The organism is Bacillus sp. J41TS8, from assembly GCF_018333035.1.
Taxonomy (GTDB): domain Bacteria; phylum Bacillota; class Bacilli; order Bacillales; family Bacillaceae; genus Bacillus; species Bacillus paralicheniformis.
In genome coordinates this window covers 299,348-323,884 of sequence record NZ_BORF01000001.1, presented here as the reverse complement: position 1 = coordinate 323,884, position 24,537 = coordinate 299,348, and the positions used below count along the sequence as shown (strand labels likewise).

The 24,537-nt window shown below is 46.8% G+C and carries 30 protein-coding genes; 23 read left to right on the top strand and 7 right to left on the bottom strand.

Translation table 11 applies throughout. The annotated features are described in order from the left end of the window. Positions 1–107: 107 nt before the first annotated feature. Together KI350_RS01765 and pheA are read left to right on the top strand one after the other, a co-directional pair. Positions 108–551 carry an ACT domain-containing protein gene (locus KI350_RS01765; protein ID WP_023855415.1) on the top strand — a complete coding sequence of 148 codons (444 nt, stop codon included), beginning with the start codon at positions 108–110 and terminating at the stop codon, positions 549–551. A 27-nt stretch (positions 552–578) separates the two neighbouring features. Further along, positions 579–1,430 (top strand): prephenate dehydratase, encoded by an 852-nt coding sequence (pheA, locus tag KI350_RS01760; RefSeq protein ID WP_025811045.1) that lies wholly within the window; start codon positions 579–581, stop codon positions 1,428–1,430. Positions 1,431–1,471: 41 nt separating this feature from the next. Here the strand turns inward: pheA and KI350_RS01755 are convergent, their stop codons facing one another. Further along, the gene (locus KI350_RS01755; protein WP_020452437.1) at positions 1,472–2,014 is read right to left on the bottom strand and encodes a transcription repressor NadR; all 543 of its coding nucleotides are present in this window, start codon (positions 2,012–2,014) and stop codon (positions 1,472–1,474) included. Then, positions 1,983–3,161, bottom strand: coding sequence for an IscS subfamily cysteine desulfurase (locus KI350_RS01750; RefSeq protein WP_059231345.1), 1,179 nt, complete (start codon positions 3,159–3,161; stop codon positions 1,983–1,985). Before KI350_RS01750 ends, KI350_RS01755 begins: the two co-directional genes overlap by 32 nt. Positions 3,162–3,261: 100 nt before the next feature. Here KI350_RS01750 and nadB point away from each other — a divergent pair, with 100 nt between their 5' ends. The 7 genes from nadB (at position 3,262) to KI350_RS01715 (ending at position 10,075) form a co-directional block, all read left to right on the top strand. Next, the gene (gene nadB, locus KI350_RS01745) at positions 3,262–4,836 is read left to right on the top strand and encodes an L-aspartate oxidase (protein WP_059231346.1); all 1,575 of its coding nucleotides are present in this window, start codon (positions 3,262–3,264) and stop codon (positions 4,834–4,836) included. After that, positions 4,817–5,656, top strand: coding sequence for a carboxylating nicotinate-nucleotide diphosphorylase (gene nadC, locus KI350_RS01740; RefSeq protein WP_059231348.1), 840 nt, complete (start codon positions 4,817–4,819; stop codon positions 5,654–5,656). The genes nadB and nadC overlap by 20 nt, the downstream gene beginning before the upstream one ends. A gap of 21 nt (positions 5,657–5,677) precedes the next feature. Further along, complete coding sequence (gene nadA / locus KI350_RS01735; protein WP_059231350.1) at positions 5,678–6,787, top strand: quinolinate synthase NadA; 1,110 nt, start codon at positions 5,678–5,680, stop codon at positions 6,785–6,787. A gap of 115 nt (positions 6,788–6,902) precedes the next feature. Further along, the gene (gene safA, locus KI350_RS01730; RefSeq protein WP_026579141.1) at positions 6,903–7,955 is read left to right on the top strand and encodes a SafA/ExsA family spore coat assembly protein; all 1,053 of its coding nucleotides are present in this window, start codon (positions 6,903–6,905) and stop codon (positions 7,953–7,955) included. A gap of 172 nt (positions 7,956–8,127) precedes the next feature. Beyond that, positions 8,128–8,763, top strand: coding sequence for a YhcN/YlaJ family sporulation lipoprotein (locus KI350_RS01725; protein ID WP_023855407.1), 636 nt, complete (start codon positions 8,128–8,130; stop codon positions 8,761–8,763). A gap of 124 nt (positions 8,764–8,887) precedes the next feature. Further along, positions 8,888–9,610 (top strand): YebC/PmpR family DNA-binding transcriptional regulator, encoded by a 723-nt coding sequence (locus KI350_RS01720; protein WP_023855406.1) that lies wholly within the window; start codon positions 8,888–8,890, stop codon positions 9,608–9,610. Between the two features lie 138 nt (positions 9,611–9,748). Continuing rightward, positions 9,749–10,075 carry a hypothetical protein gene (locus KI350_RS01715; RefSeq protein WP_023855405.1) on the top strand — a complete coding sequence of 109 codons (327 nt, stop codon included), beginning with the start codon at positions 9,749–9,751 and terminating at the stop codon, positions 10,073–10,075. A gap of 89 nt (positions 10,076–10,164) precedes the next feature. On the opposite strand, the gene KI350_RS01710 is transcribed toward KI350_RS01715, so the two are convergent. Next, positions 10,165–10,344 (bottom strand): DUF8096 family protein, encoded by a 180-nt coding sequence (locus tag KI350_RS01710; RefSeq protein WP_003183993.1) that lies wholly within the window; start codon positions 10,342–10,344, stop codon positions 10,165–10,167. 394 nt (positions 10,345–10,738) lie between these two features. Here KI350_RS01710 and KI350_RS01705 point away from each other — a divergent pair, with 394 nt between their 5' ends. From KI350_RS01705 to KI350_RS01695, 3 genes are all read left to right on the top strand, one after another. Continuing rightward, positions 10,739–11,449, top strand: a complete 711-nt coding sequence (locus KI350_RS01705; protein WP_023855404.1) for a poly-gamma-glutamate hydrolase family protein — start codon at positions 10,739–10,741, stop codon at positions 11,447–11,449. A 59-nt stretch (positions 11,450–11,508) separates the two neighbouring features. After that, the gene (locus tag KI350_RS01700; protein ID WP_023855403.1) at positions 11,509–11,973 is read left to right on the top strand and encodes a DinB family protein; all 465 of its coding nucleotides are present in this window, start codon (positions 11,509–11,511) and stop codon (positions 11,971–11,973) included. Positions 11,974–12,081: 108 nt separating this feature from the next. Next, entirely contained in the window at positions 12,082–12,261 is a 180-nt protein-coding gene (locus KI350_RS01695; RefSeq protein ID WP_023855402.1) for a small acid-soluble spore protein H, read from the top strand. 81 nt (positions 12,262–12,342) lie between these two features. Here KI350_RS01695 and KI350_RS23150 read toward each other — a convergent pair whose 3' ends face one another. Together KI350_RS23150 and KI350_RS01690 are read right to left on the bottom strand one after the other, a co-directional pair. Next, positions 12,343–12,465 carry a hypothetical protein gene (locus tag KI350_RS23150; RefSeq protein ID WP_023855401.1) on the bottom strand — a complete coding sequence of 41 codons (123 nt, stop codon included), beginning with the start codon at positions 12,463–12,465 and terminating at the stop codon, positions 12,343–12,345. A 70-nt stretch (positions 12,466–12,535) separates the two neighbouring features. Continuing rightward, positions 12,536–13,183, bottom strand: a complete 648-nt coding sequence (locus KI350_RS01690) for a protein kinase family protein (RefSeq protein WP_020452425.1) — start codon at positions 13,181–13,183, stop codon at positions 12,536–12,538. 231 nt (positions 13,184–13,414) lie between these two features. On the opposite strand from KI350_RS01690, the gene KI350_RS01685 reads away from it, so the two are divergent. The 7 genes from KI350_RS01685 to yajC all read left to right on the top strand — a co-directional run bounded on the left by KI350_RS01685 (position 13,415) and on the right by yajC (position 18,425). Continuing rightward, positions 13,415–13,936, top strand: a complete 522-nt coding sequence (locus tag KI350_RS01685) for an intercompartmental signaling factor BofC (protein ID WP_212930423.1) — start codon at positions 13,415–13,417, stop codon at positions 13,934–13,936. 123 nt (positions 13,937–14,059) lie between these two features. After that, positions 14,060–14,665: a Holliday junction branch migration protein RuvA gene (ruvA, locus tag KI350_RS01680; protein WP_023855399.1), complete on the top strand. Its 606-nt coding sequence runs from the start codon at positions 14,060–14,062 to the stop codon at positions 14,663–14,665. A 9-nt stretch (positions 14,666–14,674) separates the two neighbouring features. Beyond that, positions 14,675–15,679 carry a Holliday junction branch migration DNA helicase RuvB gene (gene ruvB, locus KI350_RS01675; protein ID WP_023855398.1) on the top strand — a complete coding sequence of 335 codons (1,005 nt, stop codon included), beginning with the start codon at positions 14,675–14,677 and terminating at the stop codon, positions 15,677–15,679. Then, on the top strand, positions 15,672–15,872 hold the full coding sequence (locus KI350_RS01670) for a DUF2905 domain-containing protein (protein WP_003183984.1): 201 nt from the start codon (positions 15,672–15,674) through the stop codon (positions 15,870–15,872). Before ruvB ends, KI350_RS01670 begins: the two co-directional genes overlap by 8 nt. 40 nt (positions 15,873–15,912) lie before the next feature. Then, positions 15,913–16,941, top strand: a complete 1,029-nt coding sequence (gene queA / locus KI350_RS01665; protein WP_020452420.1) for a tRNA preQ1(34) S-adenosylmethionine ribosyltransferase-isomerase QueA — start codon at positions 15,913–15,915, stop codon at positions 16,939–16,941. A 28-nt stretch (positions 16,942–16,969) separates the two neighbouring features. Then, the gene (tgt, locus tag KI350_RS01660; RefSeq protein WP_020452419.1) at positions 16,970–18,115 is read left to right on the top strand and encodes a tRNA guanosine(34) transglycosylase Tgt; all 1,146 of its coding nucleotides are present in this window, start codon (positions 16,970–16,972) and stop codon (positions 18,113–18,115) included. A 46-nt stretch (positions 18,116–18,161) separates the two neighbouring features. Beyond that, positions 18,162–18,425, top strand: coding sequence for a preprotein translocase subunit YajC (yajC, locus tag KI350_RS01655; RefSeq protein WP_085959518.1), 264 nt, complete (start codon positions 18,162–18,164; stop codon positions 18,423–18,425). Positions 18,426–18,600: 175 nt separating this feature from the next. On the opposite strand, the gene KI350_RS01650 is transcribed toward yajC, so the two are convergent. Beyond that, positions 18,601–18,984 carry a TIGR04086 family membrane protein gene (locus KI350_RS01650; RefSeq protein WP_020452418.1) on the bottom strand — a complete coding sequence of 128 codons (384 nt, stop codon included), beginning with the start codon at positions 18,982–18,984 and terminating at the stop codon, positions 18,601–18,603. A 155-nt stretch (positions 18,985–19,139) separates the two neighbouring features. Here KI350_RS01650 and KI350_RS01645 point away from each other — a divergent pair, with 155 nt between their 5' ends. Continuing rightward, the gene (locus KI350_RS01645; protein WP_020452417.1) at positions 19,140–19,790 is read left to right on the top strand and encodes a DUF421 domain-containing protein; all 651 of its coding nucleotides are present in this window, start codon (positions 19,140–19,142) and stop codon (positions 19,788–19,790) included. A 9-nt stretch (positions 19,791–19,799) separates the two neighbouring features. On the opposite strand, the gene spoVB is transcribed toward KI350_RS01645, so the two are convergent. Next, positions 19,800–21,353 (bottom strand): stage V sporulation protein B, encoded by a 1,554-nt coding sequence (spoVB, locus tag KI350_RS01640; protein WP_026579144.1) that lies wholly within the window; start codon positions 21,351–21,353, stop codon positions 19,800–19,802. A gap of 117 nt (positions 21,354–21,470) precedes the next feature. Between spoVB and KI350_RS01635 the strand changes: the two genes are divergently transcribed. The 3 genes from KI350_RS01635 to KI350_RS01625 all read left to right on the top strand — a co-directional run bounded on the left by KI350_RS01635 (position 21,471) and on the right by KI350_RS01625 (position 24,475). After that, positions 21,471–21,767: a post-transcriptional regulator gene (locus KI350_RS01635; protein WP_023855396.1), complete on the top strand. Its 297-nt coding sequence runs from the start codon at positions 21,471–21,473 to the stop codon at positions 21,765–21,767. Positions 21,768–21,803: 36 nt separating this feature from the next. Next, positions 21,804–24,029, top strand: coding sequence for a protein translocase subunit SecDF (gene secDF, locus KI350_RS01630; RefSeq protein ID WP_026579145.1), 2,226 nt, complete (start codon positions 21,804–21,806; stop codon positions 24,027–24,029). A 152-nt stretch (positions 24,030–24,181) separates the two neighbouring features. Further along, the gene (locus tag KI350_RS01625) at positions 24,182–24,475 is read left to right on the top strand and encodes a LapA family protein (protein WP_023855393.1); all 294 of its coding nucleotides are present in this window, start codon (positions 24,182–24,184) and stop codon (positions 24,473–24,475) included. Positions 24,476–24,537 lie beyond the last annotated feature (62 nt).

Below are 24,537 nucleotides of genomic sequence, written 5' to 3'. Positions count from 1 at the left end.
GAGTTTGCCAGGCAAGCTCTCCGACTTTTAGCTGAAAGGAACGCCTTTCCTTTCGCTTGCTGGATCAATGTAAAGGAATCAGGGTTTTTAAAAGGAGAGAAAAGTCTGTGAAAGAGGAGACCTTTTATCTTGTCAGGGAAGACGTGCTGCCGGAGGCAATGCGGAAAACACTTGAGGTCAAAAAGCTGATTGAGCGGAAAAAAGCGGAATCTGTAGCTGAAGCCGTCCAAAAGGTAGATTTGAGCCGAAGCGCTTTTTACAAGTACAGAGATGCGGTTTTTCCTTTTTATACGATGGTCAAGGAACAGATTATCACGCTTTTTTTTCATTTGGAGGACCGCTCGGGAACGCTGTCCCATCTGCTCCAAGTGGTGGCTGAATCGGGCTGCAACGTGCTGTCGATCCACCAGACCATCCCTCTTCAAGGAAGAGCGAATGTCACGCTGTCCGTCAGTACGAGAGGAATGGATGGAAATATCGATTTGCTGATGAACAAATTAAGAAAGCTGGAATTCGTAGAAAAGGTCGAAATACTAGGTTCGGGCGCTTAAAGGGAGAGAATGTCATATATCATGAGTATGAGAGTAGGTTATTTAGGTCCAGAAGCAACATTTACGCACCTTGCCGTCTGCTCCTGCTTTTCAGATGCAGACCAGCAAGCATTTAACACAATACCCGCCTGTATGGATGCGGCGATGAACGGCGAGATTGATCTGGCTGTCGTCCCGCTTGAAAATGCAATTGAAGGATCGGTGAATCTGACAATAGACTACTTAATCCACGAACAGCCCCTTTATATTGTCGGAGAAATCACCGCTCCCATCCGTCAGCATTTACTTGTGCATCCTGCAAGAAAAGAGGCTTGGGAAGACATTCAGAAAGTTTATTCCCATTCCCATGCGATCGCACAATGTCATAAATTTTTGCACAGCCGGTTCCGCTCCATTCCGTTTGAATATGCGACATCCACCGGTGCAGCTGCAAAATACGTGAGTGAACATCCGGACGAGAACATCGGCGTGATTGCCAATGAAATGGCAGCCGCTACGTATGGATTAGACATCGTCAAAAGAGATGTGCATGACTATGAATACAATCACACGAGATTTGTGATGCTTCATCCGGATCACGAGGCATCTCCGCCGGTCAATCCGCACTTGACGGGAAGGCCGAAAACGACTTTGCTGGTAACTCTTCCTTCGGACAGATCAGGGGCTCTCCACCAGGTGCTGTCGGCTTTCGCCTGGAGAAATTTGAATCTTTCTAAAATTGAATCGCGGCCGACAAAAACCGGTCTCGGCAATTATTTTTTCATTATTGATATTGAAATGGCACTGGACGATGTGCTGATTCCAGGTGCGATAGCTGAGCTTGAAGCTTTGGGCTGTAAGGTGAAAATGCTCGGAGCCTACAATGCGTATACATTATAAAGAAAGGTCCTTTGCATTGATGACGGCAAAGGACCTTTTCTTTATTCGGGAATGAGGATGCCCGCTTTTTGCAGGGCGTCGCAAGCTTGTTCGATCTTCTCTTCGTCATCTGCCTCCAATGTGTGCAGATGGGTGCCGTTTGTCAGTTGAGACAGATAAGCGGCGTTTGTCGAAGAGATTTTTTTGACGAAGTCCGAGACTTCTTTTCTTGTGCTGACTCTGATCGAAGCTGTTAAGTCGCCGTAGACAGGATGTTCAATCGTTACATCTTTCACCGTTACGCCAAAGTCGACGATCAGATTCAGCTCTTCTTCCGTTTTTTCCGGCTCATGGTCGCAAGCGATGAGCCGCTGAACCGGCTGTTTTTTGCCGAGAACTGACTGCAAATACACGTATCCTTGGCTTGTTGCGATGATCGGTTCGTTTTTTGCTTTTAATAAAGAAATGTCCTGTACGATGACCTGCCGTGAAACAGATGCTCTTTTCGCCAGTTCGCTTCCTGTCAGCGGAGCCTCAGACTCCTTCAGCCAGGCCAGAAGCTGCTGGCGCCGCTCAGCGCCCGTAAGTTTTAATCCGTCTGTCAATCCGATGGTCTCCTTTCTCATGCATCATATCTTCAAAAACGTCCAACAGCTTATCAACATGTTCGCTTGTCGTATCGCATCCGAACGAAATTCGGACGAATTGAAGCGCGAGCTCCCTTGGGACTAAAAGGGCTTTCATCGTATTCGACGGCTCATGATAGCCGGCTGAACACGCGCTTCCGGTAGAAATGCAAATTCCTCTCCGATTACATTCCAGCATAGTATATTGTCCTTCAAAGGAATGAAAAAAACAACCTATAATATGCGGCAGAACATGCGAATTTGCCGAATCGGGCACAGCGAGGGAGACGGGAAGCTTCCGGGCTTTTGCCTTTTCCAGAAAACGGGCGCGCAGCTCCTGATGTTTAAGATGCGCGGCATCCATACGCTTTATTGTCAACTCGGCAGCGGTAATGAAAGCGCCGATTCCAGGGACATTGACGGTGCCGCTCTTCAATCCGTTTTCATGTAAAGTGCCCGGGTAGACGGGTTTCCAGTTCACACCAGGCTGAATATAGACCGCTCCAACTCCTTTTGGTCCGTATACTTTATGGCTTGAAAAAGATAAGGCATCAGCGCCGAGCTCATCAATGCCGACCGGAATCTTGGCAAAGGTCTGTACGCAGTCGCTGTGCAGGAGCACGTCCCGCTTATGCAAGTAAGCCGAAAGCTTTGCCAGGGGCTGGATGACGCCTGTTTCTGAGTTGGCATGCTGAATTGAGACAAGACCTGTATCAGGACGGAGGTGCCGTTCCAGTATCTCTGTTGTGATGATGCCTGAAGCATTCGGTTTCATCAAGTCGACTTCAAAGCCCAGTATCTCAAGATGCCGCTTCAAAATGTGGATCGACTGATGTTCCATTTCTGTCATTAAAAAGTGCTGCTTTCCGGCGGGGAGTCCATTTAAGATGGAGTGAATCGCCAAAAAATTGGCTTCGGTGCCGCCGCTCGTAAAATAAACGCCTTCTTCTTCCCCGGATAAAAGTTCCGCCATCTTTTGGCGGCAGTAGCGCAGAATACTTTCGGCTTTCCCTCCCGCATCGTGCAGACTGCTCGAATTTCCGTACACGTCTGTGCTCAGTTTTTGAAACGCGTCCAAGGCTTCTTTTGCCGCCGGTGTCGTTGCTGCATAATCAAGATAAATCACGGCTCTTGTCTCCCATTCTTTATAAAAAATACTTGAGTTTATTTTATCGATATGTAAATATAGGTGTCAAGACACATGTAAATTTACAGGAGGGGTCGACATGTCTCATCAGACGATAATTGTTGTCGGAGCAGGTGCCGCTGCGCTGTCTTTTGCTGCATCCATTCCGCCGTCTTACGAAGTGATTGTGATGACAAAAGCATCTGTAAAAGACAGCAATTCAACCCTCGCTCAGGGAGGAATTGCCTCGGCTGTATTGCCTCGCGATTCCTGGTCAGCTCATGCGGACGACACATTATATGCCGGATGCGGCCACAATCAAATCGAAGCCGTTAAAGATGCCATTAAAGACGGCCAGCGCCTTGTTGATGAGCTGATTCTTCAGCATTTCCCTTTTGATACTGACGAATCCGGAAAGCTCAGCCTCGGCAAAGAAGGCGCACATTCGATGAACAGAATTTTGCATGCCGGGGGAGACGCTACGGGGCAGGCGCTGATCCGGCACTTAATCGGAAGGCTTGGTCCTCACGTCATACTGAAAGAATACGAAACAGCGGCGGATTTATGGATGGAAGACGGACGCTGTGCGGGCGTCTGGACGAAAGACCGCAAGGGAAAGACTTTTCTCAGGAAAGCCGATTTTGTTGTGCTGGCGGCAGGAGGCTGCGGAAATCTATTTAAAATCAACACGAATAACCGTTCTGTGACAAGCGATGCGATTTCTTTGGCATATCGGGCAGGAGCCGAGCTCGCAGATTTGGAATTCGTTCAATTTCATCCTACATTGCTCGTCAAAGACGGGCGCGCACACGGGCTTGTTTCAGAAGCTGTGCGTGGAGAAGGAGCTGTCTTGGTTGATGAAAACGGCCAGCGGGTGATGGAAGGGATTCACCACATGCAGGATTTAGCGCCGCGGGACATCGTATCTCGTGCGATTCACGAAAAGCTTGCCTGCGGAAGCAGCGTATTTTTGGATATTACCCGCATATCAGACTTTAAAAGCCGCTTCCCTACGATTTCCTCTCTTTGCGAAAAAGCCGGAATTTCCATTGAAGAAGGCCGGCTTCCGGTTTCACCGGGCATGCATTTTTTAATGGGGGGAGTTTCTGTGAACAGATGGGGGGAAACGGCGGTTCCACACCTTTATGTGATTGGGGAAGCTGCATGCACCGGCTTTCACGGTGCCAACCGTCTGGCAAGCAATTCTCTCTTGGAATGCATCGTCTTCGGAAGGAGAGCGGCGGAACGGATACAAGCTTATCAAAAACCTGAGCCTGTCAGAGGACAATCTCCTCAGCCTGAGGATGTGACATATTCTGTTCCCCTGACAGATGTGAAGGATATTCAAAAACGCATGACGGATCATGTGGCGATCGTGCGAACGGAGGATGAATTGACGAAGGCGAAAGAATGGCTTGAGCGAGTGCCTTTTCAAATCATGAATGTGAAAGAAATCACAAAAGAACAGCTTGAATTAGCTCATTTATGGCAGACCGCCAAGCAGATGACGGCCTCGGCATTGCTTCGTACAGAAAGCAGAGGCGGCCATTATCGTTCGGATCGCCCGGCGCCTGATGATAAAAACTGGCATGGCAAGCAAATCGTTCACACAAAAGGCGGGATCAAGATAAGACAAAACGAAGGGATTGTGAAATATGCAGCGGCTCATACTTAGGAACATGCTTAAAGAATTTTTCAAGGAAGATATCGGCTGGGGGGATTTCACTTCTGAAGCCGTTTTCGATGCCAATCTTCAATGCGAAGCGGTCATCACAGCGAAGGATGACGGATTGTTTGCAGGAGAATTAGTGATTTTCGAAGGCTTTCGGCTGCTCGATGAAACGATTGCCGTGCAAATGCTGAAAACAGATGGCGAAGCGGTCCATAAAGGAGAAACGATCGCGCGGCTCAAAGGCCGTGCAGCTTCTCTCATGACCGGCGAACGGGTCGTGCTGAATCTCATTCAAAGAATGTCGGGGATCGCCACTTTAACAAAGCAGTCCGTTATCAGGCTGAATGATCCGGATATCGCGATTTGCGATACGAGAAAGACGACGCCGGGCCTGCGCATTCTTGAAAAATACGCGGTCAAAACCGGCGGGGGCTGCAATCACCGCTTTGGTTTGGACGGCGGCATCATGATTAAAGACAACCACATTGCCGCCTGCGGCTCGATTTCAAAAGCGGTTGAAAAAGCACGGGCAGCGTGCGGCCATATGGTCAAAATCGAGGTGGAGATCGAGTCTGAACAAGAGCTTCAAGAAGCGATTGAGGCTGAAGCCGATATCATTATGTTTGACAATTGTCCTCCTGACAAGGTGAAAGCATTTGCGGAAATGACACCCGCAGGCATTATGACGGAAGCTTCAGGCGGAATTTCATTTGAAAATCTCCCCGCATACAGGGGAACAGGGGTGCACTGTATTTCATTGGGCTACTTGACCCATTCGGCGAAAAGCCTTGATATCAGCATGAATGTCGATCTGAAAAAATAAGCGGGATTGGAGAGGTGACAGATGTCTATTTTAAACTTGATTCATGACAGGAACGCCGGCATGATGCCGGAGCTGTATAAAGAATTGACCGAAGAAGAAATGGCCGGAAGGATTTTGAATATCAAAAAGAAATTCGGAGAAAGGCTGTTTATCCCGGGGCATCACTACCAAAAAGACGAAGTGATCCAATTTGCGGACGCGACGGGAGATTCGCTTCAGCTGGCGCAAGTCGCCCAAAAAAATAAAAAAGCGGAATATATCGTGTTCTGTGGCGTACATTTTATGGCAGAAACAGCCGATATGCTTACTTCCGACGAACAGATTGTCGTTTTGCCGGACATGCGCGCAGGCTGTTCGATGGCCGATATGGCCAACATGCAGCAGACGAATCGCGCCTGGGAAGAGCTTGCAGTGCTGTTTGGCAATACCATCATTCCCCTCACATATGTCAATTCGACAGCGGAAATCAAAGCTTTTGTAGGAAGAAACGGGGGAGCGTCCGTGACATCCTCAAATGCGGCCCGCATGTTGACATGGGCGCTATCGCAAAAGGAGAGAATTTTATTTCTTCCGGATCAGCACTTGGGACGAAACACGGCATATGACCTCGGCATTCCCCTCAGCAGAATGGCGGTGTGGGATCCCATCGCAGAAAAACTTGAGTATAACGGCGATTATGAAGACATAAAAATCATTTTGTGGAAGGGGCATTGCTCTGTTCACGAAAAATTTACCGCGGCGAATATCAAAAGTGTTAAAGAACGGGATTCGGACATTAATGTTATCGTTCATCCGGAATGCACCCATGAAGTCGTCGCACTCAGCGATTTCAGCGGGTCTACAAAAAAAATCATCGATACGATTAATGAAGCAAAACCGGGGAGCAAATGGGCGATTGGAACAGAGATGAACCTTGTTTCGCGCATCATTCAAGAACATCCTGATAAACAAATCGAATCCCTTAATCCAGATATGTGCCCTTGTTTGACAATGAACAGAATCGACATGCCGCATTTGCTGTGGTCGCTGGAGCAGATTGACAAAGGTGAACTGACAGGCGTGATCAAAGTTGATCAAGATATCGCAAAAGATGCCATTCTTGCGCTGAATCGGATGTTAACGATCCGTTAAATGTTTGGAGAACAAGTTTTTATCATAACCCCTCCGCTATGCGCATAAATTTGTGGAGAAGCATATTTGTTATTCTCATCTGTTCGTTCACGTTTTTGCATAGGAGGGGAAAACGTTGAAAATTCATATTGTCCAAAAGGGCGATTCTCTGGAAAAAATCGCGGAAAGATATGAAGTGGACTTTGAAGAACTGAAAAAGCTGAATTCGCAGCTGAGCAATCCAGATTTGATCATGCCGGGCATGAAAATCAAAGTACCGTCAGGGGGAGTGCCGGTCAAAAAAGAAGAACAGCTCAATATGAGAAAAGAGTTACCGAAAAAACAGCAGGAACATCCATTTGCAAAAGAAAAGCCGAAAAGCAAGCTTGATGTTGAAGATATAAAACCGAAAGAAAAGCCTTCGGTTCCTTATGTTCCGCCTGTCCCGAACATCGGGCAGTCAAGTTTGCCTGAAGGCGACATTTCAAATTTGTATCAAAGCGTCAATCAGCTTCATCAGCCGTACGCACCTCCAAAACCTTATGAACATCAAGAGAAAGGCCCTAACATGTATAATCCATGGACAAATGAGGAGGAGAATCATATGGAAAATGTCAATTATCCGAATGTTCCGCAGCCGCCGAATGTCGGTGCAGCAGGTGATGAAAATAAGCAGTTTCACGGCATGCCAAATGTAGCTGCTGCCGGATATCATCACCATCACCATCCGCATCCTTATCCGTTCTATCCTGGAGGCTGCTGGATTCCTGTTTCACCGGTGCTGCCTGGATCGGGCTTATGCCACCCTTGGTATCCATATCCTGCTCAAATGCCTTACATGCCTCAGCCTAGCTATGTATCTCCTGCTGAATATGACGGTGATGACAACATGGGGCATGACAATGCCGGTCATCACGGATATCATCATCAGCCGATGACTGCTCCGGCATATGCGCCTTATCAGCCGTTTCCGGGATATGCATCGCCAAACGTCGGACACGATCCCAATATGGCACACGGCAAAGAAGATGACTGCGGGTGCGGGCCAGGCCAATTCCCGGGAGGTTTTCCGGGTGCAGCGCCATATGGACAGATGCCGCAAATGGGAGCTCCGTACGGTATGGGCGGATACGGACAGCAGCCCGCAGGCGGACAGATGTTTAACAGACCGGAAGATGAAGAAGACTGATTCGGAATGGGACGATGATCTATCGTTCCTTTTTTATTGTGGACCGCTATAAACACTTTCATGCTTTTTCACTGGACTGTCTATAACTGTCAAGGGTAACTCTTCACATCTCGCACATCCTAAAAAAGAGCGCAATGCTCAAATTCAGCGGTTTTCACGGGGGGTATTACCATTGGACAGCAAGCTGAAAGTGTTTTCGGGTATTTTGCTTTTGACAGCTGGTCTATCTGCCTGCGGAACGAACGACGCTATAGATAATGGAAACAATACGCGTCCGATCGGATATTATTCAAATGATGCAGATCGTAATAACGGTCTTGATAATGACGGTCCTGTTACAGAAATGCTTGAAAACATGAACGGGAGAAACGGTGCAACGAACGTGAACAATCGAGCGGGCAACGGCAATCCCGTTCCAACAGGCGATGGAACTTTCAGCCGGGGAGACATGAATTATCACAATCATTTGGTGAACACGGCGGACACGGGCTATAACAGACCGGAAAACCGTAAAATCTCTAGGAATATCACTGGACGCGTCAACAAGTTGAATTATGTTGACGAGAGTCAGGCCGTCGTAACGAATGAAACGGTCATCATCGCGGTACGGTCAGATAAACAGCTGACAAATAATGAGAGAACTCAAATTAGAAAAGCAGCCAAAACGTTTGCTGGAGACCGGACCGTTCAAGTTGTCGAGGACGACGGCGCATTTACAAGGCTGCGCGAAATGAACGACGACCCTCAGAACATTAGGGATCGCGGAGACACGACGAATAACAATTTGAACCGCTTGCGCAACCAATAAGCAGGGAATTGCCGGGGATTCCCCGGCAATTTTTTTGTAAGCGTTCGGCCGATTTCTTTACAAAAACGGGGAAAACCGTATAAAGTGTACATAGAGACGAGAATTTTTTTGGAGGTAGAAAGATATGGCTGGCCATTCTAAATGGAAAAATATTCAGAGAAGAAAAAATGCCCAAGATGCTAAACGCGGCAAAATTTTCATGAAGCTTGCCAAAGAAATATATGTAGCCGCAAAAGAAGGGGGACCCGATCCCGAATCTAACGCAAGTCTGCGTCTCGTCATCGATAAAGCCAAAAATGCAAACATGCCAAACGACAACATCGACCGCGCCATCAAAAAAGCTTCCGGCAGCCAGGATGGAAAAAGCTACGAGGAAATTACGTATGAGGGCTACGGCCCAAGCGGTGTGGCTGTCATGGTCAAATGTTTGACAGATAATAAAAACCGGACGGCGACAAACGTCAGAACCGCTTTCAGCAAAAACGGCGGCAGCTTGGGGGAAACAGGATGTGTTTCTTATATGTTCGACCGGAAAGGATATATTGCAATCGAGCGTGAAGATCTTGAGATAGATGAAGAGGAGTTTATGCTTGAGGTCATTGATGCCGGTGCCGAGGAGCTCGAAACGAGCGAAGAGCTGTTCGAGATTTATACAGAGCCCGAACAGTTTGAAGAAGTAAAGAAAAACTTGGAGGAGCGCGGCTACGAAACGGCGACAGCCGAAATGACAATGGTTCCGCAAACCTATGCAGAGGTCGATGAAACACTTCAGGAAAAAGTCGAAAAACTCATTGACGCACTTGAAGATGATGACGATGTGCAGGAAGTGTATACGAACGTTCATTAAAGGACGCCGCACCAGGTTCGCGGCGTCTTTTTATGCATTCAACCATTTAGCAGCCCTATCAAGCTGCTGCGGAATCAAGATTTGATTTTTCATCATATATTGTGAAGGAATCTGTCATCATGAGAGGAGGTTCTATAAATGGCTGAACAGCGCGAAAATGAGAAGCCTTTCACGGCTATAGACGCGGGTGCGCAAGATCAGGAAACCGCTCAAGTCATCGAAAAAATCAACAGCTTTATCACGGGATTTGGTCAATCCATCAATGAGCTGGTTCAGAAAAACAGCGGCATCGATCTGAGAGAGGCCGACCTCACAAAAAGTGAAAATGCAGAGATGAATCAAGCGGTCCAAAATATCATCAGCGAATACATTCAAAATATCAACAGCCTGAATGCTGATCTTAGCGGAAAGATCGGTGAATCGATCAACGGCATCGTCACAAACAAAGATCAAAAAGATGTTTAAGCATTTGACAGCATGACGTGTATTGCCGGCAAAGCTCCATTCAGCCTTGTCGGCAAGTTTTTTTATACATATGAGAATGTACTGTAACGCTAAATGCTTTTTTTCATGCCGCAGCGCCGGCATTCACGCAAAAACTGCCCGTTTTTTACAGAGCTTTTAAAAAGGGTGTAATCGCAATTGTCGCACCGTCCGTGGCGGACATCCGGATATTGATTGTAATCATAAACTTTTGTCAGGTCGTAGCCTTTTGTTTCATATTCTGTTTCCATGTTTTATCACCTGCATTTTTATTGTCGGTAATAGGATAACAGAACGGGGATGAAAAGAAAATATAACATCAGCACCCCGCAGATGTTACTTTTATCAAACCGTATACCCCGTTTCTGATAGAATGCCTTATTCTCAAGCGGGATAGGCTGTAGGGAAAGTCGTGCAACAAGAGACGCCTATTCTTATGAGATTTTTTTCTTAAAATTTATCGATCTTTTAAACTAATGAAAAAGCATCATTTTATTTAAATTTTTATTTTTTATCAAACTTATTCATAATTGAACGCGTCATGTCTAAAGCGTAAAATAACTGTGTCACAAAAAAGCCAAATATACAATGAGGCTTGGAGGACATGCTTAGAAATCGAAAGGTAGTGTAAAAGGGGAATAATCAATGAAGAAAAAAGTACTCATCTACTTGGTGATCGCAGCAGTGATGATAAATGGCGCATACAGGTGGTTCGAAAAAACAACCCGGGAGAACTTTCAGATCCAGGCCGGGGACAGATACATGAATTTCAAGGAATTGCAGGAACACGAAAAAAGCGGTTATGACATTGAGTACCACGAAAAAGCGGGAAGCGACTGTTTAATTTTTTCGCCTCATGGAGGAAGAATAGAAGGCGGAGTAAGCGAGCTTGTCAGAGCTTTCAAAGATGATTATTCAACTTATTTATTCGAAGGAAAAAAGGATGAGAACAACTCGGATCTTCATATTACAAGCACAAACTTTGACGAGCCTCTGGCATTGCAGAAAATAAAGGAACACCGCTATACCATCGCATTCCACGGCTATTCCGGCGACCGCCCGCACACGCTTGTGGGAGGAACGGACAGAAAGCTGGCAAAAGCCATCGTCAAATCTCTGAAAAAGTCTGACTTTTCCGCAGAATTGGTCAAAGTGGACGGGAAATTTGCCGGAACTGCCGAGGAAAACATCAATAATGAAAGCCAGTCAGGAATGAGCGTGCAGCTTGAAATCAGCACGGCTCAAAGGAAAGAGTTTTTCGAAGACTTTTCCTATAAAGAGAGGGAGGAAACAAAAACGAGAACATTCCGCAAATATGTCAAGGCGGTCCGAAGGGTGCTGCAGGACAGATGCTGAAAATGGAAACTCGTGTTATTCTGTGTATGAACTGCTAAAACACGAAGGAGGAATAAAAAATGGAACGAAAAGACCGCATCGTTCAGGAATTTATGTCCCACCGCCTGGTGACAGAAGAACTGATTCAAAAGATTGATGAAAAACATCTCGATTACAAACCGACTGAAACGTCGATGTCAGCGAAGGAACTTGTCACGCATATGCTGCAATCTTTCTATGCCTTTGCTTCGGCGGCAAAAGAAGGAAACGGAGAGTCTTTTAAAAAGAAGCCGGAAGAAACAGGGTCAAGCCTGAGCGAGCTCGCCAAAACGTATACAGAAAAAACAAAAAAGCTGCTTGAATCTTTTACGGATGAAGAATTGGATCGTGAGGTCGATTTGACCGGCGTCTTCGGACGGAAAGTAGCCGGCGAACAGCTGCTGCAGCTAGCGATCGGACACGAAATTCATCACAAAGGCAATCTGTTTGTTTATGTGCGTGAAATGGGACACACGGATCTGCCTTTGTACGTAAAGATTCATTGATTACGGGAGCCTGAAGATCACCCCTCCTTGAAAGAAAACCCGCTCAAAAGGAATACGAAAGCAGCCGGGTGTACACATTATGAGTAAAAGCAAAAGGAGGGTGTCAGCATGAATACGCATCGTGCCCAGGAAATCGTCGAATCACCCGACATGGTTGATGTTACTTATAACGGCAGACCGATTTATATTCAGCATGTCAACGAACAAAATGAAACCGCAAGAATTTTTCCGCTCGGCCAGCCGGAGAACGAGCAGGAAGTACCGCTCGCAAATTTGAAAGAGCATTAAAAAGCAACCCCTTCAAATGAAGGGGTTTTGTATTTGTCTTATCACTCGGCCATCAAAAAAAACACCAGAAAGCCCGAGTGTTTAATTTATGATTTTTGCAAGTCCTCTTACTGCCAGCCTCAGCACATAAAACAACGGCTCAAGCAAATCAACGAGATAAAGATAATCCCATTTATCATCATTTCGTTTCTTCTTTTTCTTCAACAGCTGTTTCTCCCTTCATGACTTTAATGGGGTTATTTCATATACGGACGCGCCTTCTTTAAGTTTCAAATTACGGGTGAAATTTGTTTTTTCTGGCGGCCCATTGTTTCTGAAGCCAGTTTTTTTTATAAAGATAAGCGATCAATTCCATCCACAGCTTAGGAAGCCTTTGCGGGAAACGGCTTTTTTTATAAATGGTTTGATAGGCTGTTTTTAAGTCATCCCACTGTCTGCATTCTTTCGTCTGCAAAAACCTGGCCACATCGATGACTTTGATTGTCCCAGCCGGCGTCAGTATCAGGTTTCTGAGGTGGATATCGGATGGATTCAACCCTTTCCGCTTCGCATCGTTCAATGCGCGGTCGACCTCGCAGATCATGTCGTCATCGATCGGAATGCCTTTGTTTAAACACTCATAAAAAGTGTATCCTTTAATATACTCCATTAAAATATATGATGGCCCTGTTTCATATATATCAGGATAATAATTCGAATCAGAAAGCTTTTTGTAAATCTCCGCTTCCCTTGCGGCAATGTTCTTAAATTCGGGAAAAAAGACTTTAAGAGCCATTTCCCTGCCCTCTTCAGTCAGCTTAAAAACGTATGCGCTCCTGCCTTTCCCGATCAACTCTAAGTCATCGGGTTTTTGGATAAGTTTATTGAACTTTTTTTTCGTATTATACTTTACGGCCTCTGCATAGGTTTGCGCCTTTTTCACGCCGAACTCACCTTCTTTTTAAGGGCTGGTCAAACGAAAAACTCTCTATAATGTTGTTTATACATGAGAACGAGGGGTTTTGCACCTTAAATGCTTTTGAGTTCTTCATATTGGTTTAAAAATGTAACATTCGTAAACCGGTTGTCATCTAATTGCTTTTTTAGATTAATTTTTAAAAGCGTTGGTCAAACTATGGATATGATCGTTAAGGCAAAAAAGAAGGTGATATTGATGAACAGCCAAAGCAAGTTCAAAATCGGTTTATTGCTTATTGGAAGTCTGCTGGCCGCGCTCAGCTTTCACCTGGAGGCCCTGGCCGAAAAGCCGGCTAAAGTTCAAATCCAGCTTGAAAAGGTTTATCTGGACGGGGACGTTGGAATCGAAAATAAAGTAGAGGCCGCTCGAACACTGGAAGACTTTAAAGCTGCTTATAAAGGGTGGCAGCTCATCGATCAGAAAAAGGGGTTTATTCTGTTTCGCAAACAGGTGGACGATATTTCTCCCCTCAGCAAAACAAACGGTTATATCGGAGTGACGGAAGACGGCGTGATTTCGACTTTTCACGGCCGCCCGGGCATATTATCAGAGCCGATTCATTCGTTTTTTCAGATTGATATAAAGCGCCTGGAAAGCCGGATGGCGGATGATTTGCGCAAAGGGATCCCATACCGCACGAAAAAGGAATTTGAACATGTCATTGAAGCCGTAAAATCATCCGGAAGCCAACATCATGTAAAAGATATGAAGACATGACGCTGTTATGTCTTTTTTCAGCTGCAGACAGAAGCCATTTTTAGCGAACATATGTTAACTTTTTGATTCTAGCTTTGCCTGTTTTGTGTTACAATGAAGAGCAGTCAAAGAGGTGAATGAACGTTGATCGAATTCGTAAAAGGGACGATTGATTATGTATCGCCCCAATATATTGTCATTGAAAACGGCGGGATCGGCTATCAGATCTTTACGCCAAATCCGTTTATTTATAAGAAAAACAGCAACGAAACAATCTATACATACCATTATGTAAGAGAAGATACGAATGCGCTGTACGGCTTTTCGACAAGGGAAGAAAAAATGCTGTTTACGAAAATGCTGAATGTTACGGGAATCGGCCCGAAAGGAGCGCTTGCGATCCTCGCTTCCGGCGATCCGGGAGCGGTGATTGAAGCGATCGAGAATGAGGATGAAGCGTTTCTCGTCAAGTTCCCCGGCGTAGGCAAAAAAACGGCAAGGCAGATCATTCTTGATCTGAAAGGGAAGCTCGCGGACGCCGTTCCTGAAATCGCGGCCGATCTGTTTAACCATGAAGAGCGGGAGCAAATTCATGAAGCGGAAACGGCTCTTGAGGAGGCGCTTGAAGCATTAAGAGCGCTCGGCTATTCCGACCGGGAAATTAAAAAAGTCCAGCCTCATTTGAAAAAGGAAGAGGCGCTTTCGACGGATCAATACGTTAAAAAAGCATTGCAAAAATTGTTAAAGTAAGGTGATATCATGGATGAGCGGCTTGTATCAAGTGAACTAGACAACCATGAATCAGCGATCGAGCAAAGTCTGCGTCCGCAAAGACTGGCTCAGTATATCGGCCAGGAAAAAGTGAAAGACAACCTCAAGGTATTCATTGAAGCTGCGAAAATGCGGGAAGAAACGCTTGACCATGTCTTGTTGTACGGGCCGCCGGGATTGGGAAAAACGACGCTCGCTGCGATCATCGCCAACGAAATGGGAGTCAATCTCAGAACGACGTCAGGTCCGGCGATCGAGCGCCCCGGCGATTTGGCGGCGATATTAACGGCTCTGGAGCCAGGTGACGTTTTATTTATTGACGAGATCCACCGTCTGCACCGTTCGATCGAAGAGGTGCTGTATCCTGCGATGGAAGATTTCTGCCTTGATATCGTGATCGGCAAAGGGCCGTCGGCGCGTTCTGTGAGGCTCGATCTTCCTCCTTTTACCCTTGTCGGCGCGACCACAAGGGTCGGGCTTTTAACCGCGCCTCTCAGGGACAGGTTCGGCGTTCTGTCAAGGCTTGAGTATTACACGCGTGACGAGCTTTCAGACATCGTGATCAGAACGGCGGAGCTGTTTGAGGTTGACATCGATTCGCTCTCGGCTCTCGAAATCGCGAGACGGTCAAGAGGGACGCCGCGGATTGCCAACAGGCTTTTGAGGAGGGTCAGAGATTTTGCCCAGGTGCTTGGAAACAGCTCCATCACGGAGGAAGTGGCGGTGGATGCGCTGGAACGCCTCCAGGTTGATAAACTCGGGCTTGATCATATCGACCGCAAGCTTTTAATGGGCATGATCGAAAAATTTGGCGGCGGTCCAGTCGGCATCGATACGATTTCGGCTACCATCGGTGAGGAGTCTCACACGATCGAGGATGTGTATGAGCCGTATCTTCTTCAAATCGGTTTTATTCAAAGAACGCCGCGGGGGCGCATCGTAACCCCTGATGTATACAGCCACTTTAAAATGGAGGTTCCGAACCGTGACTGAATTTCCAAAGATTTTAATGGTGCTGGGCGCCGTCATTTTTGGCATCGGTTTATTCATGCAAGTCATCGGCAGGCTCCCCGGCGATATTTTTGTAAAAAAGGGAAACGTGACATTTTTCTTTCCGGTTGTTACATGCATTGTCATCAGCATCATTCTGTCCGTGGTGTTTTCGTTTTTCGGACGAATGAAATGACGCGACATTCAAGTCTATAGATAGAGTAAGGTGAAAAAAGATGAAAGTAGAATTATTCGATTTTGACTTGCCTGAACGCCTTATCGCACAGGTTCCTTTAAAAGAGCGGGATGCGTCCAGGCTGATGGTGCTGGATAAAAAAACAGGAGAAATCACTCACAGCACGTTTAAGCACGTGATTGATTTTCTGAACGCGGGCGATTGCATCGTGTTGAATGATACGAGGGTGCTACCGGCCCGCTTGTACGGAGTCAAGGAAGAGACGGGCGCAAAGGTTGAAGTTCTTCTGTTAAAACAGGAGGAAGGGGACGTATGGGAAACGCTTGTCAAGCCCGCAAAGCGGGTCAAGCGCGGAACCGTTCTTTCGTTTGGAGACGGCCGTCTAACGGCGGTCTGCACAGAAGAGCTCGAGCACGGCGGAAGAAAAATTGAATTCCGCTATGAAGGAATTTTTTACGAGGTGCTCGAATCGCTCGGCGAAATGCCTCTGCCTCCTTATATTAAAGAACAGCTCGATGACAGAGAGCGCTATCAGACGGTTTACTCAAAGAAACAAGGATCGGCGGCTGCGCCGACGGCCGGGCTGCATTTTACGGAAGAGATTCTGGATGCGCTCAGGAAAAAAGGCGTGCATATTGCGTTTATTACCCTTCACGTCGGGCTCGGGACATTCCGGCCTGTCAGTGCGGAAAATGTAGAGGAACACGATATGCATGCCGAGTTTTATGAAATGTCGGAAGAAACGGCAGCATTGTTAAACCGCGTCAGACAGGAAGGCGGAAAAATCATTTCCGTCGGCACGACATCGACGAGGACGCTTGAGACCATCGCTTCCGAACATGACGGCCGCTTCCGGGAAGCGAGAGGCTGGACATCGATTTTTATTTATCCAGGCTACACATTCCGGGCGATTGACGGGATGATTACCAATTTTCATCTTCCGAAATCGTCCCTCATTATGCTTGTCAGCGCGCTCGCAGGCAGAGAGCATGTGCTTTCTGCCTACCGCACCGCAGTGGAACACGAATACCGCTTCTTCAGCTTCGGAGATGCCATGTTGATCAAATAAAATTCAAAAAGATTGGAGGGCTCATAATTTGTCGCAGCAACCGATACGCTATGAGTTCATAAAAGCATGTAAACAAACAGGAGCAAGACTGGGGAGAGTGCACACCCCGCACGGCTCATTTGAAACGCCGGTGTTTATGCCCGTAGGAACGCTCGCCACCGTTAAAACGATGGCGCCGGAAGAGCTGAAAGAAATGGGTGCAGGCATTATTTTAAGCAATACGTACCACCTTTGGCTGAGACCGGGCCATGACATCGTCAAAGAGGCGGGGGGCCTTCATCAGTTTATGAATTGGGACCGCGCCATTTTGACGGATTCAGGCGGCTTTCAGGTGTTTTCCCTGAGCGAGTTCCGCAAAATCGAAGAGGAAGGCGTTCATTTCCGCAATCATTTAAACGGAGACAAGCTGTTTTTATCTCCTGAAAAAGCGATGGACATCCAAAACGCCCTCGGATCAGATATTATGATGGCGTTTGACGAATGCCCGCCGTACCCGGCAGAGTACGATTATATGAAGAGGTCTGTTGAACGGACGAGCCGCTGGGCGGAAAGGTGCCTGAAAGCTCACAAACGCCCTGACGAGCAAGGGCTTTTCGGAATCGTTCAAGGCGGAGAGTACGAAAACTTGAGAAAACAAAGTGCGAAAGACTTGATTTCACTGGATTTTCCGGGATATGCTATAGGTGGACTATCCGTCGGAGAGCCGAAAGACGTGATGAACCGTGTGCTGGAGTTTACAACTCCGCTGCTTCCTGCGGATAAACCGCGCTATTTAATGGGGGTCGGCTCACCGGACTCTCTGATTGACGGAGCCATCCGCGGAGTGGATATGTTCGATTGCGTGCTGCCGACAAGGATAGCGAGAAACGGTACGCTCATGACGAGCGAAGGGCGTCTCGTCGTGAAAAATGCCAAATATGAAAGAGATTTCAGACCGATCGACGAGCAGTGCGACTGCTATACGTGCCGCAATTACTCGCGCGCTTATATCAGACATTTAATCCGCTGTAACGAAACGTTTGGAATTCGTTTAACTTCTTATCATAATCTTTATTTTCTGTTAAAATTAATGGGGCAAGTCAGAGATGCCATTCGTGAAGATCGTTTAGGTGATTTCCGGGAAGAGTTTTTTGAGCGCTACGGTTTTAATAAACCAAATGCTAAAAGTTTCTGACACATAAACGAAGAAAGCGATAAAGCCATTTGAAAGGGGTGAAAAAATAATGGAGATGCTTGGAACATTACTTCCGATTATTTTAATGTTTGCGGTTCTTTATTTCCTTTTGATCCGTCCGCAGCAAAAGCAGCAGAAGGCTGTCCGCCAGATGCAGGAGGAGCTGAAAAAAGGAGATAAGGTCGTAACGATCGGCGGCCTGCACGGCATCGTTGATTCAATTGACGAAAGCAAGGTTGTCATCAAAACAGGCGACAATACCCGTCTGACATTCGACCGCCGCGCGATCAGAGAGGCGTCAGCAGAATAGCCGAAAGGCTGATACATAAGCATCGGAAATCAGACTGTCGTAGGACGTGAAAACGGCGCTAGCGCCGTTCCTTATGTCTTGATGAAGCCGCAGTTGTTCCTGATGTGACATGGCATAAAAGAAGCCTGATGGGCATGAGAAAAGGGAGCGGTCATCCGCTCCCTTTTTGCTGTCTTTATGCACGGCTCCCCTGCAGATTGACCCCGAAAATCCCGCCCAGCATGCTGACTCCCAAAAAACCGGAATGATAGAGCAGCTGCTTCAAATTGAAGGCTTCGCCAAAGCCGAGATATTGAAACAAAAGCACCGTAAGAGAGAAGCAAAGCGCTGTCAATCCTCCGCTCAGCCACCCTTTTTCCTTCGATTTGCCTCCCGCAATAAAACCGCCGATGAACAAGGTAATAAAAGAAATGGCGGTAATAAACCAGCTGAATGAACTTTCGGTTAATGATGTGAAGGTGAGGAGCAGCGAAATGACCAGGCTTCCCGCAAACATCAAAGCGAAAATAACCGCCAAGCTGTATAAAATCCCTTTGCCGACTTGTTTTGGTTCGTTCATCACGATCCTCCTTTCAATATAGACGGGCTCGTCTTTTTAAATGTATTCTGCACGTTTGGCAAATAGACTAGCTCCCCCGACCTTTTATACATAAAAGCCTCAATTTTACAAAGGCTATGTTTATGATCATGATAGGCGGAAGGAGGCGGGCGGTAATGGATGAAATTTTAGCTCTTACGTTTCGGACGGTCGTTTTGTATTTCATCATCTTTATTTTGTTTCGCTTGATGGGAAAGAGGGAAATAGGCGAGCTGAGCATATTGGATCTTGTCGTTTTTATTATGATGGCCGAAATCGCGGTTTTGGCCATTGAAAATCTCGATGACCACCTTCTCCATACGATCATTCCAATTCTCGTTTTGACGCTGATCCAGGTTATATTTGCATATCTGTCATTGAAAAATCAAAAAATCCGCCGGCTTCTCGATGGAAAACCAACGATTATCATAGACCGCGGAAAAATTGATGAACACGCCATGAGGACACAGCGCTATAATTACGATGATTTGATGACACAGCTGAGAGATAAGAATGTGGAACGAATCGGGGATGTTTCATATGCGATTTTGGAGCCGACCGGGAAGCTTTCAGTGTTTACAAAAGACGGGCCAAACAAAATGATCGAACTGCCGTTGATTGTTGACGGAATGGTTCAAAAAGAACAATTAGAAAAGATCGGGAAAGACCGGGAGTGGCTTGAGCAAAAGCTTGAAAAAAGAGGACACCGCGATCTTTCCAAAATTTCTTATTGCACATATAATAAAGGTTCTTTTTTTATTGACATAAAGGATGAATTTAAACCTTAAAGCGAGAGCTTACGAAATCCAGCGGCCGAACAGCGGAAACCGCTGGATTTCTTCTTTTTTGACCAGCTTGAAGGCGACCAGAAGGAAGACGTAAAGAAAGCTTGTAACCGCGACACACAAAAGCAGGCGCATCGGCTCGGACTGGTCTAAAAAAAGGTGTTCTTTCATCAGAAGGCTTCCCCACCCTGATATCAAAATGACGCCGAAGGATACGATATATTCTTTCAGGTTAATGCTGATGGGAAGTACTTTGCTGACGGTTGCGGCGTGCAGCAGGGTGACGAGGATGATCCCCGTCAAAATCGCCAGCGCAGCCCCCATAATGCCAAGTGAAGGCCGTGAAGCGAGAACAAAAATGAGACCTGTTTTCACAACGGCGCCGACCAGGCTGTTCATCATTGCCGCGCCGGCCAGGTTTAAAGCCTGCAGGACGGCCTGCAGCGGACCTTGGAAATAGTAAAATAAAAAGAATGGAGCCATGATTTTCACATAAATCGCAGCATTTGACGACCCGTACATCACGCTGACCAGCTCATCCGCGTACGAAAACAAAATGACCGCCGATATTCCGCCGCTTAAAAGGCAAAGCCTCATCGCCTGCTCAAGCCTGTATTCCACGACTTGCATTTTTTTCTGTTCGATTCCTTCGCTGATGGCTGGAACGAGCGCCGTAGACAGAGAATATGTGATAAAGCTCGGGAGGGTGAGAAGCGTCAGGGCAAAGCCGGTCAACTCTCCGTACTGGCTCGTTGCGGCGGAAGCGGCGACCCCTGCTATTGCAAGGCTTTGCGCTACGACAATCGGTTCAAAAAACCATGACAGGTTGCCGATAAAACGGCTGCCCGTTGTTGGGAGCGAGACGCTCATCAGCTCGAAAAACGTGGTTCGTCCAGATTTCAGGGATTGGAAAAAACGTTTTCTGATGCGGATTTTCTTTTTGTATTTAAAGGCGACGAACAAATAAAGGAGTGAAGCCAACTCGCCAAACACGGATGACAGCATCGCGCCCGCAGCCGCATATTCGATGCCGAGCGGAAGGAATGCCGTCGTGCATACGGCGACAAGCGATATCCGGACAATTTGTTCGAGAACCTGGGACACGGCAAGCGGCCTCATATTTTGCTTTCCTTGAAAATAGCCCCTCAGCACGCTGGAAACAGCAATGATCGGAACGACCGGTGTAACCGCCAAAAGCGGATAAAGCGTTCTTTTGTCTGTGAGCAGCGTGTCGGCCATCAGCGGGGCGTAGATGAGAAACACCGGAGTAATGACGGCGCTGAGCGTCCCGGTAATTGCAAGAGACATCACTAAAATCTGCTTTGTCTTTCTGTGGTCTCCGCGCGCTTCCGCTTCAGCAACCAACTTGCTGATGGCGACAGGTAGGCCGAACTGGGTGAGGGTGACCGCCAGAAAAAAAGTCGGAGCCGCCATCATATAAAGCCCGACACCTTCACCTCCGATGAACCTTGCGATGACAATCCGGTTGATAAAGCCGAGCATTCTCGTAATCAAACCTGCCGCTATTAAAATGAGCGTTCCTTTTAAAAACGTCTGCTTCGTCATTTCTAGAGTCCCCTGCCTTCTCAAACAACCTTTAATCATATACAATAAGATATGCGCATACATCGTCCAAGCATGACAAGTCTCTCTGAAAAAATGTGAAAGGAGCGTGGCTTTGGCATGGGCAAACATCCGGCTGATCTGTACAAGGATCATTTAAAACCCTTTCTTCACAGCAAGACGGAAGAGTTCAGGATACTCGGTTATGACGATATTGAAATAGAGGAATTGTGGTCATACTTATTGAATAAGAAATGGAAGAAAAAGAAGGATGTTCAAATTCATCAGCTCGCCGGTGATATTTTATCTGTGAAAATTGGCGAATTTATGAACTATGCAACCGTAGAATCGTTTAAAACGTCTAATTTACTCGACAGCAAAGAAGGGCAGAATATGCTCGATGAGCTGCTGAGGTAGCCGTAGATTTTGGTTGATTTAAGGAGGAAATACATAATGAAAAAAGGACGCTTGATTGCGTTTTTCCTTACCGTTCTCTTGATCGGTACGGGACTGGGAATGTTCACGAAGCCGGCTGCAGACAGCATCAGCCTCGGCCTTGACCTTCAGGGCGGTTTTGAGGTTCTGTATGAAGTCCAGCCTGCCAAACAGGGCGACAAAATTGACAGGGACGCCCTCATCAGTACGGTTGAAGCACTGAACCGCCGGGCGAATGTGTTGGGCGTCAGCGAACCGAACATTCAAATCGAAGGAAACAACCGGATCAGGGTTCAGCTTGCCGGCGTCGACAACCAGAACAGGGCGCGGGAAATCTTATCCACACAGGCTCAGCTTACGTTCAGGGATACGAATGACAAAGAGCTTTTGAACGGTTCAGATCTTGTCGAAAACGGTGCTAAACAGTCGTTCAAGCAGGACACAAATGAGCCGATCGTGACGATCAAGCTGAAGGATGCCGATAAATTCGGCGAAGTGACAAAGAAAGTGCTCGATATGAAGCCGAACAACCAGCTCGTCATCTGGCTTGATTACAAAAAAGGCGACTCCTTTAAAAAAGAATCGCAAAAAGCGGATCATAAATACATCTCCGCTCCGAATGTCAGCCAGGTGCTGAACACGTCAGACGTAATGATTGAAGGAAACTTTACGATTCAGGAAGCAAAAGATATGGCGAGCATTTTAAATGCGGGCGCTCTTCCTGTCAAACTCGTTGAAAAGTATTCGACATCCGTCGGCGCGCAGTTTGGGGAGCAGGCTTTGAATGATACCGTGTTTGCGGGAATCGTCGGTATTGCTATTATTTTCTTATTTATGCTTCTTTATTATCGCTTGCCTGGTTTTGTCGCGGTCATTACGCTTTCTGTCTATATCTACATTACACTGCAGATCTTTGACTGGATGAATGCGGTTCTGACCCTTCCGGGGATCGCGGCTCTTATTTTGGGTGTCGGGATGGCGGTTGACGCCAACATCATTACGTACGAACGCATAAAAGAAGAGCTGAAGCTCGGCAAATCGGTACGCTCAGCTTTTAAAGCAGGAAACAGAAGATCATTTGCAACGATCTTTGATGCCAATATTACGACGATGCTTGCCGGAATCGTGCTTTTCATATTTGGTACGAGCTCTGTCAAAGGCTTCGCGACCATGCTGATCCTATCCATTTTGACAAGCTTTATTACAGCTGTCTTCCTGTCGCGCTTCCTGCTCGGCCTGCTGGTCGAAAGCCGCTGGCTTGACCGGAAAAAAGGCTGGTTTGGAGTGCGCAAAAAAGACATCCTGGACATCAGCAAGACAGACGAAAATACTGAGCCTCCGACTCCGTTTACCAAATGGGATTTCGTCGGTAAGCGTAAATGGTTCTTCGTATTTTCCGGAATTATTTTGGCTGCGGGAATTGTCATTCTGCTTGTTTTCAGGCTGAACCTTGGCATCGATTTCTCCAGCGGATCAAGGATCGAAGTGCAAAGCGACCACAAGCTGACGAGCGAAGAGCTGAAAAAAGACTTTGAAGAGGTCGGGTTGACAGCCGATTCAATCGTTCTTTCGGGTGATGATCAAAAACACGGCGTCGCCAGATTTGTCGGCGTTCCGGATCAGAAAAAAATTGCCGAAGTGAAGGATTATTTTAAAGATAAATACGGCTCGGAGCCGAACGTCAGCACAGTATCACCGACCGTCGGAAAAGAGCTGGCGAGAAACGCCCTCTATGCGGTGGCCGTCGCGGCTCTCGGGATCATCCTGTATGTTTCGATCCGCTTTGAATATAAGATGGCAATTGCGGCGATCGCTTCGTTGCTGTACGATGCATTCTTCATCATCGCGGTCTTCAGCATTACAAGGCTCGAGGTGGATATTACGTTTATCGCAGCCGTGCTGACGATTATCGGTTATTCGATCAACGATACGATCGTAACGTTTGACAGAATCAGGGAACAGGTGAAAAAGCGCAAGCCGAAGAGCTTCAGCGATTTATCGCATATTGTGAATCTGAGCTTGCAGCAAACGTTCACTCGTTCGATTAATACGGTGCTGACCGTCGTCATTGTGGTCATTGCGCTCCTCATTTTTGGCGCAGCATCGATTACGAACTTCTCTGTCGCGCTGTTAATCGGGCTGTTGAGTGGAGTGTATTCATCGCTCTACATCGCAGCTCAAGTATGGCTTGTCTGGAAAGGGCGCGACCTGAAAAAGCCGAAGCGCAAGCCTGCAGGAGAATAAATCGAGGACTGCCCGTACTGCCGGGCGGTCCTTTTTTGGTTTGAAGAGAAAAAAGTTGTTTTGGCGGCTTTCTATCGATCTTCTTTTTGTTTAAAATGGGAGCAGAGCGGGAAAATAACGCTAGAAAACGACGCGAATGGAGAGAGTATCTCATGAACAAACAATGGACGTTAATCTCTGCACTTATTTTTACATTAATTGTTGCTGTTTTCGCGGTCATTAATGTTGAACCGGTGAAGGTTGATTTTCTTTTTGGAACGGCAGAATGGCCTTTGATCCTGGTCATTTTGGTATCGGTATTGATGGGGGCGCTCATTATCGGCTCGGCCGGCGCTTTCCAGATCATGCGGCTGAAAAAAGAGCTGAAGGCGCTCAAGAGAGAAGAACGGGTAAAGTATCCTGAACTTGAAGCCGAATCGGCGGCCCCTGAAAATCAGAAAGACTAGAAAGATTGCACGAAATAAATTGAATCCCCTCATGCTGCTCTAGTATAATAGTGTGGTTGAGG

Bases quoted from the DNA above. Each gene is read 5' to 3' on its own strand.
- KI350_RS01710 (WP_003183993.1), bottom strand. From the start codon at position 10,344: ATGGAAACAGAATATGAAACAAAAGGCTACGACCTGACAAAAGTTTAT.
- nadA (WP_059231350.1), top strand. From the start codon at position 5,678: ATGTCTATTTTAAACTTGATTCATGACAGGAACGCCGGCATGATGCCG.
- KI350_RS01700 (WP_023855403.1), top strand. From the start codon at position 11,509: ATGGAACGAAAAGACCGCATCGTTCAGGAATTTATGTCCCACCGCCTG.
- KI350_RS01715 (WP_023855405.1), top strand. From the start codon at position 9,749: ATGGCTGAACAGCGCGAAAATGAGAAGCCTTTCACGGCTATAGACGCG.
- KI350_RS01650 (WP_020452418.1), bottom strand. From the start codon at position 18,984: ATGAACGAACCAAAACAAGTCGGCAAAGGGATTTTATACAGCTTGGCG.
- nadC (WP_059231348.1), top strand. From the start codon at position 4,817: ATGCAGCGGCTCATACTTAGGAACATGCTTAAAGAATTTTTCAAGGAA.
- KI350_RS01685 (WP_212930423.1), top strand. From the start codon at position 13,415: ATGAACAGCCAAAGCAAGTTCAAAATCGGTTTATTGCTTATTGGAAGT.
- KI350_RS01625 (WP_023855393.1), top strand. From the start codon at position 24,182: ATGAACAAACAATGGACGTTAATCTCTGCACTTATTTTTACATTAATT.
- nadB (WP_059231346.1), top strand. From the start codon at position 3,262: ATGTCTCATCAGACGATAATTGTTGTCGGAGCAGGTGCCGCTGCGCTG.
- pheA (WP_025811045.1), top strand. From the start codon at position 579: ATGAGAGTAGGTTATTTAGGTCCAGAAGCAACATTTACGCACCTTGCC.
- KI350_RS01705 (WP_023855404.1), top strand. From the start codon at position 10,739: ATGAAGAAAAAAGTACTCATCTACTTGGTGATCGCAGCAGTGATGATA.
- ruvB (WP_023855398.1), top strand. From the start codon at position 14,675: ATGGATGAGCGGCTTGTATCAAGTGAACTAGACAACCATGAATCAGCG.
- queA (WP_020452420.1), top strand. From the start codon at position 15,913: ATGAAAGTAGAATTATTCGATTTTGACTTGCCTGAACGCCTTATCGCA.
- secDF (WP_026579145.1), top strand. From the start codon at position 21,804: ATGAAAAAAGGACGCTTGATTGCGTTTTTCCTTACCGTTCTCTTGATC.
- KI350_RS01720 (WP_023855406.1), top strand. From the start codon at position 8,888: ATGGCTGGCCATTCTAAATGGAAAAATATTCAGAGAAGAAAAAATGCC.
- KI350_RS01635 (WP_023855396.1), top strand. From the start codon at position 21,471: ATGGGCAAACATCCGGCTGATCTGTACAAGGATCATTTAAAACCCTTT.
- KI350_RS01695 (WP_023855402.1), top strand. From the start codon at position 12,082: ATGAATACGCATCGTGCCCAGGAAATCGTCGAATCACCCGACATGGTT.
- spoVB (WP_026579144.1), bottom strand. From the start codon at position 21,353: ATGACGAAGCAGACGTTTTTAAAAGGAACGCTCATTTTAATAGCGGCA.
- KI350_RS01645 (WP_020452417.1), top strand. From the start codon at position 19,140: ATGGATGAAATTTTAGCTCTTACGTTTCGGACGGTCGTTTTGTATTTC.